The sequence below is a fragment of the Streptomyces sp. CMB-StM0423 genome (assembly GCF_002847285.1).
In the GTDB taxonomy this organism is placed as follows: Bacteria; Actinomycetota; Actinomycetes; order Streptomycetales; family Streptomycetaceae; genus Streptomyces.
On sequence record NZ_CP025407.1, the window covers coordinates 2,265,996 to 2,280,847 of the forward strand.

The 14,852-nt window shown below is 73.1% G+C and carries 13 protein-coding genes; all 13 read right to left on the bottom strand.

The features are described 5' to 3' along the window. Positions 1–139: 139 nt before the first annotated feature. The 13 genes from CXR04_RS09455 to CXR04_RS09515 all read right to left on the bottom strand — a co-directional run bounded on the left by CXR04_RS09455 (position 140) and on the right by CXR04_RS09515 (position 14,740). Positions 140–772, bottom strand: a complete 633-nt coding sequence (locus CXR04_RS09455) for an arsenate reductase/protein-tyrosine-phosphatase family protein (RefSeq protein WP_018840091.1) — start codon at positions 770–772, stop codon at positions 140–142. Further along, entirely contained in the window at positions 769–1,416 is a 648-nt protein-coding gene (locus CXR04_RS09460; RefSeq protein ID WP_101421413.1) for an L-threonylcarbamoyladenylate synthase, read from the bottom strand. The genes CXR04_RS09455 and CXR04_RS09460 overlap by 4 nt, the downstream gene beginning before the upstream one ends. A 13-nt stretch (positions 1,417–1,429) precedes the next feature. After that, on the bottom strand, positions 1,430–2,287 hold the full coding sequence (gene prmC / locus CXR04_RS09465) for a peptide chain release factor N(5)-glutamine methyltransferase (RefSeq protein ID WP_101421414.1): 858 nt from the start codon (positions 2,285–2,287) through the stop codon (positions 1,430–1,432). Positions 2,288–2,324: 37 nt separating this feature from the next. After that, entirely contained in the window at positions 2,325–3,413 is a 1,089-nt protein-coding gene (prfA, locus tag CXR04_RS09470) for a peptide chain release factor 1 (protein ID WP_101421415.1), read from the bottom strand. 121 nt (positions 3,414–3,534) lie between these two features. Next, positions 3,535–3,756 carry a 50S ribosomal protein L31 gene (rpmE, locus tag CXR04_RS09475; protein WP_018840095.1) on the bottom strand — a complete coding sequence of 74 codons (222 nt, stop codon included), beginning with the start codon at positions 3,754–3,756 and terminating at the stop codon, positions 3,535–3,537. A gap of 209 nt (positions 3,757–3,965) precedes the next feature. Further along, positions 3,966–5,111: an LCP family protein gene (locus CXR04_RS09480; RefSeq protein ID WP_101421416.1), complete on the bottom strand. Its 1,146-nt coding sequence runs from the start codon at positions 5,109–5,111 to the stop codon at positions 3,966–3,968. Positions 5,112–5,318: 207 nt separating this feature from the next. After that, positions 5,319–7,301, bottom strand: a complete 1,983-nt coding sequence (rho, locus tag CXR04_RS09485; RefSeq protein ID WP_101421417.1) for a transcription termination factor Rho — start codon at positions 7,299–7,301, stop codon at positions 5,319–5,321. Between the two features lie 546 nt (positions 7,302–7,847). Continuing rightward, positions 7,848–8,819 (bottom strand): homoserine kinase, encoded by a 972-nt coding sequence (gene thrB, locus CXR04_RS09490; RefSeq protein WP_101421418.1) that lies wholly within the window; start codon positions 8,817–8,819, stop codon positions 7,848–7,850. Between the two features lie 409 nt (positions 8,820–9,228). Further along, the gene (gene thrC, locus CXR04_RS09495; RefSeq protein ID WP_101421419.1) at positions 9,229–10,293 is read right to left on the bottom strand and encodes a threonine synthase; all 1,065 of its coding nucleotides are present in this window, start codon (positions 10,291–10,293) and stop codon (positions 9,229–9,231) included. 36 nt (positions 10,294–10,329) lie between these two features. Then, positions 10,330–11,622, bottom strand: a complete 1,293-nt coding sequence (locus CXR04_RS09500; protein WP_101421420.1) for a homoserine dehydrogenase — start codon at positions 11,620–11,622, stop codon at positions 10,330–10,332. A gap of 145 nt (positions 11,623–11,767) precedes the next feature. Then, a complete protein-coding gene (gene lysA / locus CXR04_RS09505; protein ID WP_101421421.1) occupies positions 11,768–13,156 on the bottom strand; it encodes a diaminopimelate decarboxylase in 1,389 nt (462 codons plus the stop codon). Positions 13,157–13,198: 42 nt separating this feature from the next. After that, a complete protein-coding gene (locus tag CXR04_RS09510) occupies positions 13,199–14,224 on the bottom strand; it encodes a DALR anticodon-binding domain-containing protein (protein ID WP_101421422.1) in 1,026 nt (341 codons plus the stop codon). 63 nt (positions 14,225–14,287) lie between these two features. After that, positions 14,288–14,740, bottom strand: a complete 453-nt coding sequence (locus CXR04_RS09515) for a response regulator (protein WP_199850427.1) — start codon at positions 14,738–14,740, stop codon at positions 14,288–14,290. Between the last annotated feature and the right edge of the window lie 112 nt (positions 14,741–14,852).

Below are 14,852 nucleotides of genomic sequence, written 5' to 3' on the forward strand. Positions count from 1 at the left end.
CAGAGGTTTCGCTGTTCCGTTCAGCCACACACATTAGCCCGCTCCCGGCCCTCCGTTCTCCGGGTACGGACGCAAGGCCCGTCCGGGCCCGTACAGAAATAGACCCCGCAGGTGCCCGACCGGTTGCATCCGGCCATCGTCAGGCGGCTGCCGGCACCCCTGTGAGCGCCGTCACCACCGGGTCCAGCGCCTGCCCGATCTCCTCGCCGATGCGGCGGAAGTACGGCACGGGCGCCCCGTACGGGTCGTACACCTCGTCCGCCGCCGGGCTGGGCGCCAGCAGCCAGCCGCGCAGCGCCGCCGCGGCCTGGACCAGCGCGTGCGCGCGCGCCACCGCCCCCTCGCGGGCCGGCGGCAGCGTGGCGGAATCTATGGCGCGTACCAGCCGGGCGAATTCCTTGAGCGTGAACGTGCGCAGCCCCGCGGAGTGGCCCATGGAGATCACCTGCGCCCGGTGGTCCCGGGTGGCGGTCAGCACCAGATCCGCCCGGATCACGTGCTCGTCGCGCAGCTCCCGGGCCGCGAACCCGTCCGGGTCCGCCCCCGACTCCCGCAGCACCGTCGCCGCGTGCGCCTCCATCGGCGCGCCCTCGTGCCCCCAGGTGCCCGCGCTCTCCACCGCGATGCCCGCCGCGGGCCGCGGGCCGAGGCGCACGTCGAGGGCATGCCGCGTCAGCCGCTCGGTGATCGGCGAGCGGCAGACGTTGCCGGTGCTGACGTGGAGGATCCGGAATCCCTGTATGTCCCCCGTGCGCCCTTCGGGCGGGGTCAACTGGCGACCTCGAGCCCGCCTGCGACCTCGCGCAGTTGCTCCGCGGTCACCGCGCCCTCGCGCAGCAGCACCGGCGTGCGGCCGGTGATGTCCACGATCGAGGACGGCACCGCGGCCGGCGTCGGGCCGCCGTCGAGATAGACCGAGACCGACTCCCCCAGCATCTCCTGGGCGGCGTCGCAGTCCTGCGGGGCGGGGTGGCCGGTGAGGTTGGCGCTGGAGACGGCCATCGGGCCGACCTCCTTGAGCAGTTCGAGCGCCACCGGGTGCAGCGGCATCCGCACCGCCACCGTCCCGCGGGTCTCGCCCAGGTCCCAGGTGAGCGACGGCTGGTGCTTGGCGACGACGGTCAACGCGCCCGGCCAGAAGGCGTCGATCAGCTCCCATGCCTCCTCGCTGAGGTCCTTGACGAGCCCGTGCAGCGTGTTCGGCGAGCCGATGAGCACCGGGGTGGGCATGCTGCGCCCGCGGCCCTTGGCGTCCAGCAGCGCCGCCACCGCCTCGTCGGCGAAGGCGTCGGCGCCGATGCCGTAGACCGTGTCGGTGGGCAGGACGACCAGCTCGCCGCGGCGGACTGCGGACGCGGCCTCGCGCAGCCCGGTCCTGCGATCGGCCGCATCGCTGCAGTCGTAGCGCCGTGCCATGTCAATCTCCTTCTCAGGTACGGACCCTGCGGGCGGTCGCGAATCGAGGCCGGTTGTTGAGGTCGGGGTGGTCGGCGGCGTCCGCCCAGCCGCGTTCCTCGGTGAAGAGCCACGGCACCTGGCCGCCCTGGGTGTCGGCGTGCTCGACGACCAGCACCCCGCCGGGGCGCAGCAGCCGCCGGGCCGCGACCTCCAGACCGCGGATGAGGTCGAGGCCGTCCTCGCCCGAGAAGAGCGCGGCCTGCGGGTCGTGGTCGCGGGCTTCGGGGGCGACTTGCTCCCACTCGGTCAGCGGGATGTAGGGCGGGTTGCTGATGACCAGGTCGACCTGGCCGTTCAGCTCCGGCAGCGCGGTGCGCGCGTCTCCATGGTGCAGCACGACCCGGGCGCCGCCGTCGTTGTGCGCGGCGTTCTTGCGCGCCCAGTTGAGCGCCGTCTCCTCCAGCTCGACCGCGTGCACGGCGGCCCGCGGCACCTCCTGCGCCATGGCCAGCGCGATGGCGCCGGACCCGGTGCACAGGTCGACGATCAGCGGCTCGACGACGTCCATGGCGCGGACGGCCGCTATGGCCCAGTCCACCACGGACTCGGTCTCCGGCCGGGGCACGAAGACGCCGGGGCCGACCTGGAGTTCCAGATAGCGGAAGTAGGCGACGCCGGTGATGTGCTGCAGCGGCTCGCGGGCCTCGCGGCGGGCGACGGCCTCCCAGTAGCGGGCGTCGAAGTCGGCGTCGGCGACGCGGTGCAGCTCGCCGCGGGGCACGCCGTGCACGTACGCCGCCAGCTCCTCCGCGTCGAACCGCGGGGAGGGCACGCCGGCGTCGGCGAGCCGCCGCGTGGCCTGTGCCACTTCGACGAGCAGCAGGTTCACGTTCCCTCCGGTCCCTCGGCCGTATCCCGTGCGGTGCTCAGCCCGCGTTCGCGAGCTTGGCCGCGGCGTCCGCGTCCACGCATGCCTGGATCACCGCGTCCAGCTCCCCGTCGAGCACCTGGTCCAGGTTGTACGCCTTGAACCCGACCCGGTGGTCGGAGATCCGGTTCTCCGGGAAGTTGTACGTGCGGATGCGCTCCGACCGGTCCACGGTACGCACCTGGCTGCGGCGCGCGTCCGCCGCCTCCTTCTCCGCCTCCTCCTGCGCCTCGGCGAGCAGCCTCGCCCGCAGGATACGCATCGCCTGCTCCCTGTTCTGAAGCTGGCTCTTCTCGTTCTGGCAGGAGACCACGATGCCGGTGGGCAGATGCGTGATGCGTACCGCGGAGTCCGTCGTGTTGACGGACTGGCCGCCGGGGCCCGAGGAGCGGTAGACGTCGATGCGGAGGTCGTTGGGGCCGATCTCGACCTCGTCGACGTCCTCGGCCTCGGGCAGCACCAGCACGCCGGCGGCGGAGGTGTGGATCCGGCCCTGCGACTCGGTGGCCGGCACCCGCTGCACGCGGTGCACGCCGCCCTCGTACTTCAGCCGCGCCCACACGCCCTGGCCGGGCTCGGCGGCCCCTTGACCGGCGCTTCCCTTGAGCTTCACCGAGACGGAGACGTCCTTGTAGCCGCCGAGGTCGGACTCGTTGGCGTCCAGCAGCTCCGTCTTCCAGCCCTGCCGCTCGGCGTAGCGGAGGTACATCCGCAGCAGGTCCCCGGCGAACAGCGCGGACTCCTCGCCGCCCTCGCCCGCCTTGACCTCCAGGATGACGTTCTTGTCGTCGCTGGGATCGCGCGGTACGAGCAGCAGCCGCAGCCGCTCCGTGAGCTCCTCGCGCTCCCGCTCCAGGCTCTTGGCCTCGGCGGCGAAGTCCGCGTCCTCCGCGGCCAGCTCGCGGGCGGCGGTGGCGTCCTCGCCGGCCCGCTCCCAGGCGCGGTAGGCGGCGATGATCGGGGTCAGCTCGGCGTAGCGCTTGTTGAGCCTGGTGGCGCGGCGCTGGTCGGCGTGCACGCCGGGGTCGGCGAGCTGCTCCTCAAGGGTGGCGTGCTCGCCGATGAGATCCTTGACGACCTCGAACATCGTGGGGCGCTCCGTAGGGGGAAGTAGCAGGACCGGGGGCGGGCGGCCGGACGGGACGAAAAACGTGCGCCGGCCCGGTCCGCCCCTCTTCGGGGCGGCCGGCCCGGCGCACGCGGACGGGCTACTTCTTCGCCGCGGCCTGCTTGCCGAAGCGGGCCTCGAAGCGGGCCACGCGGCCACCGGTGTCGAGGATCTTCTGCTTGCCCGTGTAGAACGGGTGGCACGCGGAGCAGATGTCCGCGCGGATGGTGCCGGAGGTGACGGTGCTCCGGGTGGTGAAGGAGTTACCACAGGTGCAGCTCACCTGGGTCTCCACGTACTCCGGGTGGATGTCGCGCTTCAAGGGATTCTCCTAGGTTCGGGAGGGCTCCGGGTCGATCGGCGGGATGCGTCACGTGAACCGGGGCCGACGTACCAGTCTACGAGGACCGGTCGTGCTCGCCAAAACGGGTCCCGGGCCTGCTTTATTCCACGCCCCGCGCCGCGGGGGTGGCGGCCCGCCGGCTTCGCGGAGGGCGCGGGAACGGGTCCGCGGGCGCTCACGCTCCGGGGTCAGTCCGCCGCGGCCTGTGCACCGCCGCCGGGCGCGACCTCCTCCAGGCCGTCGCCGCCGGCCGGCGGGGCGGCGACCACGTCACGCTCGCCCTGCCCGCCCGCGTTCCCCTTCTGCGCGGACTTCGGTATCGGCCGGTCCTCCCGCAGCGCCTTCCAGACCTGCGCGGACTCCTTCTCCATCGGCACCACGCGGTTGCTGTCCTGCTTGTCGGCCGTCACCGGCAGGGTCACCATCTTCATGTCGTTCGGGCCTATGTCGCCCAGGCTCTCGGCCAGCCGGCGCAGCTTGTTCACCGTGCCGAGACCGTCGTCCGTGGTGATCGACTTGGTGGCGGTGTCGGCCAGCCCGATGAGCTTCGCGGGGCTGGTCAGCAGGTCGACCTGGTCGACCTGCTGCACCAGCGCCTTGACGAACACCTGCTGCAGCTCTATCCGGCCCAGGTCGCTGCCGTCGCCGACGCCCTTGCGGGTACGGACCAGCCCGAGCGCCTGCTCGCCGTCCAGGGTGTGGGTGCCGGCCTTGAGGTCGAGGTGGCTGTCGGGGTCGTCGATGTCCTGGCGGGTGGTGATCTCCACCCCGCCGAGCTGGTTGATGAGCCGCTTGAAGCCGCTGAAGTCGACCTCGACGAAGTGGTCCATGCGCACCCCGGTCATCTTCTCCACGGTCTTGACCGTGCAGGCCGGGCCGCCGACGGAGTACGACTCGTTGAACATCGCGCGCTTCGCGGCGGGGGCGGTGTCGCCGTCGTCGCGGCTGCACTCGGGGCGGTCGACGAGGGTGTCGCGGGGGATGCTGACGACGCTGGCGCGCTTCCGGTCCTCGTAGACGTGCACGATCATCGCGGTGTCGGAGCGGGCGCCGCCGCCGCGGCCGTATTTGGCATTGTCGCCGGCCCGGGAGTCGGAGCCGAGGACGAGGATGTCCGTGGAGCCGTTCGGCAGGTCCTCCGGCCGGTCGCCGCCGAGCTTGGCGTCGAGGTCGACGCTGGACAGATTTCCGTTGAAACGGAAGTAGAGGTACGTGAAGCCGGCCCCGCCGAGGACCATCACCCCGACGAGCGTCCAGACCGCCACGAGGACCGCCTTGCGGCGGCGGCTGCGCGGCCGGTGGCCGGGATCCCCGACGTCGTACGGTTCCGTCATCGGCTCCTCACCTCAGCCGGTCAGGTCCCTGGTTCACCGCGGGTCAATCCGAACTTTTCCCCACATTCCCCGACAGGGATCACCTAAAAGGGTTACACACGTACTGCTGAACGCGCAAAAGCCTCCCCTCGTTCCAAGGGGAGGCTTTTGCCTACGAAAACTGCCCGACCTGCACCGGTTCGCGTGGAACCGGCGCCGGGTTGCGCGTCAGTCGCCGTTGGGCGTGGGCGTGGTCTTCTGGATCTGGAGCAGGAACTCCGCGTTGCTCTTGGTCTGCTTCATCTTGTCCAGCAGCAGCTCCATGGCCTGCTGCTGGTCCAGCGCGTGGAGCACCCGGCGGAGCTTCCAGACGATGGCCAGCTCGTCGCTGCCCATCAGGATCTCCTCCTTGCGGGTACCGGAGGCGTCCACGTCGACCGCGGGGAAGATGCGCTTGTCCGAGAGCTTGCGGTCGAGCCGCAGCTCCATGTTGCCGGTGCCCTTGAACTCCTCGAAGATCACCTCGTCCATCCGCGAGCCGGTCTCGACCAGCGCGGTGGCCAGGATGGTCAGCGAGCCGCCGTCCTCGATGTTGCGCGCGGCGCCGAAGAACTTCTTCGGCGGGTAGAGCGCCGTGGAGTCCACGCCGCCGGACAGGATCCGGCCGGAGGCGGGCGCCGCCAGGTTGTACGCGCGGCCGAGACGGGTGATCGAGTCGAGCAGCACGACGACGTCGTGGCCCAGCTCGACGAGCCGCTTGGCCCGCTCGATGGACAGCTCGGCGACCGTGGTGTGGTCCTCCGCCGGGCGGTCGAAGGTCGAGGAGATGACCTCGCCCTTCACCGACCGCTGCATGTCGGTGACCTCCTCGGGCCGCTCGTCGACGAGGACGACCATGAGGTGGCACTCGGGGTTGTTCGTGGTGATCGCGTTGGCGATCGACTGCAGGATCATCGTCTTGCCGGTCTTCGGCGGCGCCACGATCAGCCCGCGCTGCCCCTTGCCGATGGGCGAGACCAGGTCGATGATCCGCGGCGTCAGCGCGCCCGGGTCGCTCTCCAGGCGCAGCCTGTCCTGCGGGTAGAGCGGGGTGAGCTTGCCGAACTCCTCCCGGCCGCGGCTCTGTTCAGGACCCTCGCCGTTGACCGAGTCGAGCCGGACGAGCGCGTTGAACTTCTCCCGGCGCTCGCCGTCGCGCGGCTGGCGCACCGCGCCCGTGACGTGGTCGCCCTTGCGCAGGCCGTTCTTGCGCACCTGGGCCAGCGAGACGTACACGTCATTGGGGCCCGGCAGGTAGCCGGAGGTGCGGACGAAGGCGTAGTTGTCGAGGATGTCGAGGATGCCCGCGACCGGGATCAGGACGTCGTCCTCGGCGATCTGCGGCTCGCTGTAGTCCTCGCGGCCGCCGCGGCGCCCGCGCCGGTCGCGGTAGCGGCCCCTGCGGCCGCGCCGGCCGCCGTCGAAGTCGTCGTCCTGCTGCTGTTGCTGCTGCTGCCGGCCGCCGCCCTGGCTCTGCTGGCCGCCGCCACCGCCCTGGCCGCCGCCGTCGTCGCCCTTGTTGCGGCGGTTCTGCCGGTCGCGGCGCCCGCCCTGCCGGTCGCCGCCGCCCTGGCGGTCGCCCTTCTGCCGGCCGCCGTCGCCGGACTGCTTGGCGTCGCCGCCCTTCTCGGACTTGTCGGCCTTCTCGGCCTTCTCCGCCTTGTCGGCCCGGTCGGCCTTCTCGCCGCCGTTCTGCTCGGCGCCGGTGTCCTGCACCTTGACGGGCTGGCCGGGAATGTCGATCCGCGAGTCGCCGTCGTCCTTGCGGCCGTCGCCCTCGGCCTGCTCGGCCGCGTCGGTACGGGCCCGGGAGGTGGCCCGGCGCTTCGGCCGCGCCGCGCCGCCGTCGGCCTGGGCGTCCTTGCCCGCCTTGTCGGCGGCCTTCTCGGCCTTGGCCTCGGCGGGCTTGCCGCCGTCGGCGCCCTGCCTCTCCTTGATCACCTCGATGAGCTGGCTCTTGCGCATCCGAGCAGTGCCCCGGATCCCGAGGCCGGATGCGATCTGCTGGAGCTCCGCCAGGACCATGCCCTCCAGGCCGGCGCCGCGACGGCGCCTGGTCGAACCGGCGGTGGTTGCGGGAGCTGCCCCAGTCTCCTGCTGGGAGGCACCCCCAGAAGCTGGGCTGGCGGCGTTCTCTGCGTTGACGCCCATCAGATCGGTGGTGTCGCTCACGAAGGGTCCTTCCCTGGAGCGGTGCGTCGGCCTGTCTGGCTCGGCGACCGGTCGTGCTCTCCGGCTGCGGCCCGTGCGTTAGCGTCCGCGGGTCCGCGTCGGTGCGGTGGTCCGCCGTACGGCGGTGAAGACTGTGCAGGGTCGGCATGCTGAGGGCGCGAGGCACTCGGGTGGGTGTCACGCACGACAGCGGTGCCGATTCGGGAGCGTCACTGCACCGGCAGGCTGCTCAGGCAATGTGGAAGGCTCCCGGAAGAAAGGCTGCCCCGCTGGGGAATTCCCCTTGTGGGACCTGCCCCCGGGCCCTGCGGCCCGGAGAGACCCCAGCACACAGCACGGCCGTGTGGAACCTACGACTGGAGTGCGCTGGTGCTGCCTTGAGGTTAACACTATCGGATCCTGCAGACATTCCCCCTCTCCCGGCGCCGAGGGCCGGTTCCGTGTTGTGCGGCCGGTGGTGCGGCGTCGTGTGCGGGCGGTCCGCGCGGGCCCGCTGACCTGCGCGTGGTGCCCGCGTAAGGCGTGTGGCACGGCCGCCGCGGTCCGTCAGGCCAGCGGCAGCACGCTCGCCCCCTCCCGGTCGAGGGCCAGCCTGTTGGCCGCCCAGCCCTCGCCCGCCGAACGGGCGACCTTCTCGGCCGCGCCGTCCTCGGCGAACGCCAGCACCGTCGGCCCCGCGCCGGAGATCACCGCGGGCACGCCGTCCGCGCGCAGCCGGGCCACCAGCGCCGTGCTCTCCGGCATCGCGGGCGCCCGGTAGTCCTGGTGCAGCCGGTCCTCGGTGGCGGTGAGCAGCAACTCGGGGCGCCTGGTCAGTGCCTCGACGAAGAGCGCCGCGCGGGCGGCGGTCAGCGCCGCGTCGGCGTGCGGCACCGTACGGGGCAGCAGGCCGCGGGCCTCCGCGGTGGACAGCGGGTTGCCGGGCACGAACACCACCGGCACCACGCCCCCGGCCGGCTCCAGCCGGATGGCCCGTACCGCCGCGGGGGCGTCCCCGGGGGCCGTGCCCGCGCCGCCCGTGCCGTCGTCCGTCCAGGCCAGCGTGAACCCGCCGAGCAGGCACGCCGCGACGTTGTCGGGGTGGCCCTCCAGCTCCGTCGCCAGCTCCAGGAGCGCCGCCCGCTCCGGGGCGTCCAGGACACCCGACCGCTCGGCGCCGCCTATCGTCACCGCCCGCGCCGCGATGATGCCGGCGCAGATCGCCGCGGCGGAGGAACCGAGCCCGCGGCCGTGTGGAATGCGGTTGGCGCACACCACTTCGAGGCCCCGCGGCTGCCCGCCCAGCGCCTCGAAGGCGCTGCGCATGGCCCGTACGAGCAGGTGGGACTCGTCCCGCGGCAGGTTCTCCGCGCCCTCGCCGGCGATGTCGACGTGCAGCCCGGACTCGGCGACCCGGACGACCACGTCGTCGTACAGCCCGAGGGCGAGGCCGAACGTGTCGAAGCCGGGGCCGAGGTTGGCGCTGGTCGCCGGCACACGGATGCGTACGGGCGCGGCGCGGAAGGCTGGACCGGCCATCGCTTGCGTGACTCTCCTTGTGACTCTCACCCGGTCTCCCGGGCGGTGGGGGAAATCAGCTCGGTTACGACTGTGCCCGACCGGCGCCCCCGCGGCACGCCGTGCGCGCGCGGAGGGGCGGTGCGGACGACATGCGGAAGGGGGTGCCCGGGACACTCGACCGGCGGGCTCAACGCCAGCTTATCGAAGGTGGGTTCCCCTGCGACATAGGGCGCACAGGAGGCGCTCGATGCGCGGCCCGCGCACGTCCCCGGCGCACGGCGGACGCACCGGTACGGCGCGCGCCCCAGGACCTCGTCGTACGGCCGTCTGCCCAGGCCGGACGGGCTGCCACCGGTGCTGTACGCCGGTGCGCCCGTGCCGTACGCGGGTATGCAGGGCCCGTGCGCCGGCCGCGGGTGCGCCCCGGTCAGGCCAGCCCCAGCCGCTCCGCCGCCGCGTCGGCGTCGACCGGCACGGCGACGGGCTGCGGGGCGCCGGCGACCGCCCAGTCGGGGTCCTTCAGGCCGTTGCCCGTGACCGTGCAGACGATCCGCTGACCCGGGTCGACCCGGCCCTGCTCGGCGGCCTGCAGCAGCCCCGCGACGCTCGCCGCCGAGGCGGGCTCGACGAAGACGCCCTCCTGCGCGGCCAGCAGCTTGTACGCCCGCAGGATCTGCCGGTCCGTGACCGCCTCGATGTGCCCGCCGGACTCGTCGCGCGCCCGCTCGGCCAGCTCCCACGAGGCAGGGTTGCCGATGCGGATGGCGGTGGCCAGCGTGCTCGGGTCCTTCACGGGCTCGCCGCGCACGATCGGCGCCGCGCCGGCCGCCTGGTAGCCCCACATCCGGGGGGTGTGGGTGGCAAGGCCGTCCACGTGGTACTCGCGGTAGCCCTTCCAGTACGAGGTGATGTTGCCGGCGTTGCCGACGGGCAGGACGTGGATGTCGGGGGCGTCCCCGAGCGCGTCCACGACCTCGAAGGCGGCGGTCTTCTGGCCCTCGATACGCACCGGGTTGACGGAGTTCACCAGCGCCACCGGGTACTTCTCGCTGAGCGCTCGGGCCAGCGTCAGGCAGTCGTCGAAGTTGCCGTCGACCTGGAGGATGCGCGCGCCGTGCACGAGCGCCTGGCCCATCTTGCCCAGCGCGATCTTGCCCTGCGGCACCAGCACGGCGCAGGTCAGCCCGGCCCGTACCGCATAAGCGGCCGCGGAGGCCGAGGTGTTGCCGGTCGAGGCGCAGATGACGGCCTGGGCGCCGGACTGCTTCGCCACGGAGATCGCCATCGTCATGCCGCGGTCCTTGAAGGACCCGGTGGGGTTGGCGCCCTCCACCTTCAGGTGGACGTCGCACCCCGTGCGTGCGGAGAGCACCTGGGCCGGCACCAGCGGGGTCCCGCCCTCCCGGAGCGTCACCACCGGAGTCTCCGCCGTGACCGGCAGCCGGTCGCGGTACTCCTCGATGACGCCCCGCCACTGGCGGGTGCCGGACATTCGCGGTTCGTCGATCACTGCGTCCATTTCCTTACGTCACTCCCCTTCGACCCGCATGGTGCTCGCCACGCCGCGGACGGTCTCCAGTTGCCTCAGCGCCTCGACCGTCGCGGCCAGCGCGGCGTCCGTCGCCCGGTGCGTGACCACCACGAGCGACGCCTCGCCGTCCTTGCCCTGCTGCCTGACCGTGTCGATGGACACGTCGTGCTCGGCGAAGACCGCCGCCACGTGGGCGAGCACGCCCGCCCGGTCGGCCACGTCCAGGCTGATGTGGTACCGCGTCACGACGCCGTCGGGCGGTGCCACCGGCAGTTGCGCGTACGCGCTCTCCCCGGGACCGCTGCCGCCGCTGAGCCGGTGCCGGCCGACCGCGACCAGGTCGCCGAGCACGGCGCTCGCGGTCGGCGCACCGCCGGCGCCCGGGCCGTAGAACATGAGCTGCCCGGCGGCGCTGGCCTCGACGAAGACGGCGTTGTACGCCTCGCGCACGGAGGCCAGCGGGTGGGTCCTGGGGATCATCGCAGGGTGCACCCGCGCGGTGACGGACGAGCCGTCGGGCGTGCGCTCGCAGATGGCGAGCAGCTTGACCGTACAGCCCATGCGGGTCGCGGACGCCATGTCGGCGGCGGTGATCTCGGTGATGCCCTGGCGGTGCACGTCGTCGAGGCGGACCCGGGTGTGGAAGGCGATGCCGGCGAGGATCGCGGCCTTGGCGGCGGCGTCGTAGCCCTCGACGTCGGCGGTGGGGTCGGCCTCGGCGTAGCCGAGCGCGGTGGCCTCCTCCAGCGCCTCGGTGTAGCCGGCGCCGGAGGTGTCCATGCGGTCGAGGATGAAGTTGGTGGTGCCGTTGAGGATGCCGAGCACGCGGTTGACCTTGTCGCCGGCGAGCGACTCGCGCAGCGGGCGGACCAGCGGGATGGCGCCGGCGACGGCGGCCTCGTAGTAGAGGTCGACGCCGTGCCGGGCGGCGGCGGCGTGCAGGCTGGGGCCGTCCTCGGCGAGGAGCGCCTTGTTGCCGGTGACGACGCTGGCGCCGTGCTCGAAGGCGGTGGTGATGAGCGTACGGGCCGGCTCCAGGCCGCCGATCAGTTCGATGACGATGTCGATGTCGCCGCGTTTGACCAGCGCCGTGGCGTCCGTGGTGACCAGCTCGTCCGGGATCCCCGGCCGCGGTACCCCCGCGCGCCGCACCGCGACGCCCGCCAGCTCGGCCGGGGCGCCGATCCGGGCGGCGAGGTCGGCGGCGTTCGCCGTCATGATGCGCGCGACCTCGGAGCCGACGGACCCGCAGCCCAGGAGCGCCACCTTCAGCGGACGCCTCTCGCTCATACGACCTCGTTCCTCGTTCCTCACGTGCACCGATGGGGGGCGATTCCAGTCTCACGCAGCGGCAGGCGATTGCGACGCCCTGTCCGGATGCCGAGACGTACCGTTTACGTCCTGAGATATCCCTGAGATATGACCGGGCTGCAGCTCAGCCCACGTCGAGCCGCAGCAGGTCCTCCTCCGTTTCGCGGCGCACGATCTCCCGCGCCGCGCCGTCCGCCACGGCCACCACGGGCGGGCGCAGCACGTGGTTGTAGTTGCTCGCCATCGCGCGGCAGTACGCCCCGGTGGCCGGCACCGCGAGCAGGTCGCCGACCGCGAGGTCCGCCGGGAGGTAGGCGTCGCGTACGACGATGTCGCCGGACTCGCAGTGCTTGCCGACGACGCGGGCGAGCATCGGCTCGGCGGTGGACGCGCGGGAGGCCAGCGCCACCGAGTACTCGGCGTCGTAGAGCGCGGTGCGGATGTTGTCGGACATGCCGCCGTCCACGCTCACGTACGTGCGCAGCCCCTCCAGCTCCTTGACCGTGCCGACCTCGTACAGCGTGAACGCCGTGGGGCCGACGATCGCGCGGCCCGGCTCGACGGACAGCCGCGGCATGGCCAGCCCGGCGGCGGTGCACTCGCGGGAGACGATGTCGCGCAGGGCCTTGGCGATCTCGTGCGGCTCGCGCGGGTCGTCCTCGGGGGTGTACGCGATGCCGAGGCCGCCGCCGAGGTCGATCTCGGGCAGCTCCACCCCGTGCTCGTCGCGGATCTCGGTGAGCAGCCCGACGACGCGGCGGGCGGAGACCTCGAAGCCGGCCATGTCGAAGATCTGCGAGCCGATGTGGCTGTGGATGCCGACCAGCTCCAGGGAGTCGAGCTTCAGCACCCGCCGTACCGCCTCGGCCGCCTGTCCGTCGGCGAGCGCGAGGCCGAACTTCTGGTCCTCGTGGGCGGTGGCGATGAACTCGTGCGTGTGCGCCTCGACGCCGACGGTCACCCGGATCTGCACCCGCTGACGCTTGCCGAGCCGCTCGGCGAGGTGCGCGACGCGGACGATCTCCTGGTACGAGTCGAGCACGATCCGCCCGACGCCGGCCCCGACGGCCCGCTCGATCTCGGCCGGGCTCTTGTTGTTGCCGTGCATCGCGATCCGCTCGGCGGGCATCCCGGCGGCCAGCGCGGTCGCCAGCTCGCCGCCGGAGCACACGTCGAGGTTCAGCCCCTCCTCGCGCAGCCAGCGGACGACGGCGCGGGAGAGGAACGCCTTGCCGGCGTAGAAGACGTCGGCGTCCTCGAAGGCGTCGGTCCAGGCGCGGCAGCGGGCGCGGAAGTCGTCCTCGTCGAGGAAGTAGGCGGGGGTGCCGAACTCCTCGGCGAGCCGGGTCACGGGCAGCCCGCCGACGGTGACGACGCCGTCGGCGCCGCGGGCGACGGTACGGGCCCAGACACGGGAGTCGAGCTCGTTGAGGTCGGCGGGCGGTGCGGCGTAGTGCCCTTCGGGCAGCACGTCGCCGTGCCGGGGGCCGGCGGGGTGGGCGGATCGGCTCACGGCGGGGTACTCCTTCGGTGGTGCGGGGTTCTCACGGGTGGCTCACACGTACTCGGGCGCCTGTATGCCGAGCAGGCCGAGGCCGTTGCGGAGGGCGACGCCGGCGGCGGCGGCCTGGCGCAACCGGGCCCGGTGCACGGCGGTGGTCTCCTCGTCGCCGCTGGGCAGGGCGGGGTGGGCCGCCTCGGCGCCGAGGAAGGCGCCGGCCAGGACGTCGAGGTGCCGGGCGAGCCGGTCGGGCGCGCGGCGGCGGGCGGCGGTCTCCACGACGGCGGGGAGCTCGCCGATGGCGGCGCGGAGGGCGCCGCCGGAGCGAGTGTGCCGTACGGGGCCGGTGGGCGGCGCGGCGGGTGGCCCGTCGGCGCCGGTGCCGCCGATCCGGAGCGCGGCGGCGGCGCGGGCGAGGGCGGCGGTGCGGGAGTGGGCGTACTGGATACGGAAGAGGGGGTTGGGCTCGCGGCGGAGCAGCAGCTCGGGTGCGAGGCGGGGCCGTTGGTGGGCGGGGGCACGCAGGAAGGCCCACCGCAGCACGTCGGGGGGAAGCTCTCTGGGGCCGGGACCGCGACCGGGACCGGGACCGGGCGGCGGGGCCACGGCCGGTACCCGTACGAGATCCCCTTGCTCGCCGACGGACGCACCGGCGGCGAGGAGGAGCCGCCGGAGGGAGTCGGCGAGGACGAGGGCGCGGGGGTGCTCGTCGGCGACGAGGCGGAAGGACTGCCCGCGGAGGAAGTCCCCGTGCCCGAAGAGCTCCCCGGCGGCGAGGGCGTCCTCGACGGAATCGCCTTCGGGCCGAAGGGTGATGTTGAGGAACCCGGGCCCGGTGACGGTCACGGCGGCGATGCCGGGCTGGGCGGCGAGCCGGTCGCGCAGCAGGGCGGCGACGTCGAGGGGATCGCGGCCAGCGGCGTGGGCGAGCTGCAGCGCGGCGTTGGTGGCGTAGTCGCCGCAGCCCCCGGGCCGCGGGCGCTCGACGACGACGCGCGCCGGCACGGGTGCGCCGAACTCACCCACCGCGGCGGATCGCACCGTACGCAACACGGTGCCGGTGAGCTCTGCGGGGTCCACGGGACCAGCGTACGAGAGGGACGGGGTGGGAAGGCGAACCCTTTTACCGGACTCGTCCCCGGCTCAGCACACCGGAGACCCGGCGGGCTCCGCGTCGTCGGCGGCATCCCCGGCGACGGCGCCGCCGACCCGCTGCGAGGCCCGCCGCGCGGCGAGCCGCCGCACGACCCGTACGAGATCGACGGGCTCGAAGGGCTTGGCCACGAACGCATCCACCCCAGCCACCCGCCCCGCCTCGGCCTCAAGCTCGGTGCACCCGCTGACCACCGCTATCGGCAGCCCCCGCGTCCGCGGATCGGCCCGCAACCGGGCCGCGGTCCGCAGCCCGTCGAGCCGGGGCATGACGATGTCGAGCGTGACCACATCGGGACGCACCCGATGGACGGCTTCCAGACACTCGGCACCATCGGCCGCGGTCACGACCTCGAAACCTTCAAGTTCGAGATTGACCCTGATCAACTGCCGGATCACCTTGTTGTCATCGACGACAAGGACCCGACCGGACAAGCCAGGCACATGGGAAAGGGTAGGCGCGCCCGCCCCCCTACGTCCGGCTTTTGGACACTTCCGCCCCTGACCTGCACACACACCCCGCCCCCGCCCCCCAAAACCCAGTACCCGACCACCC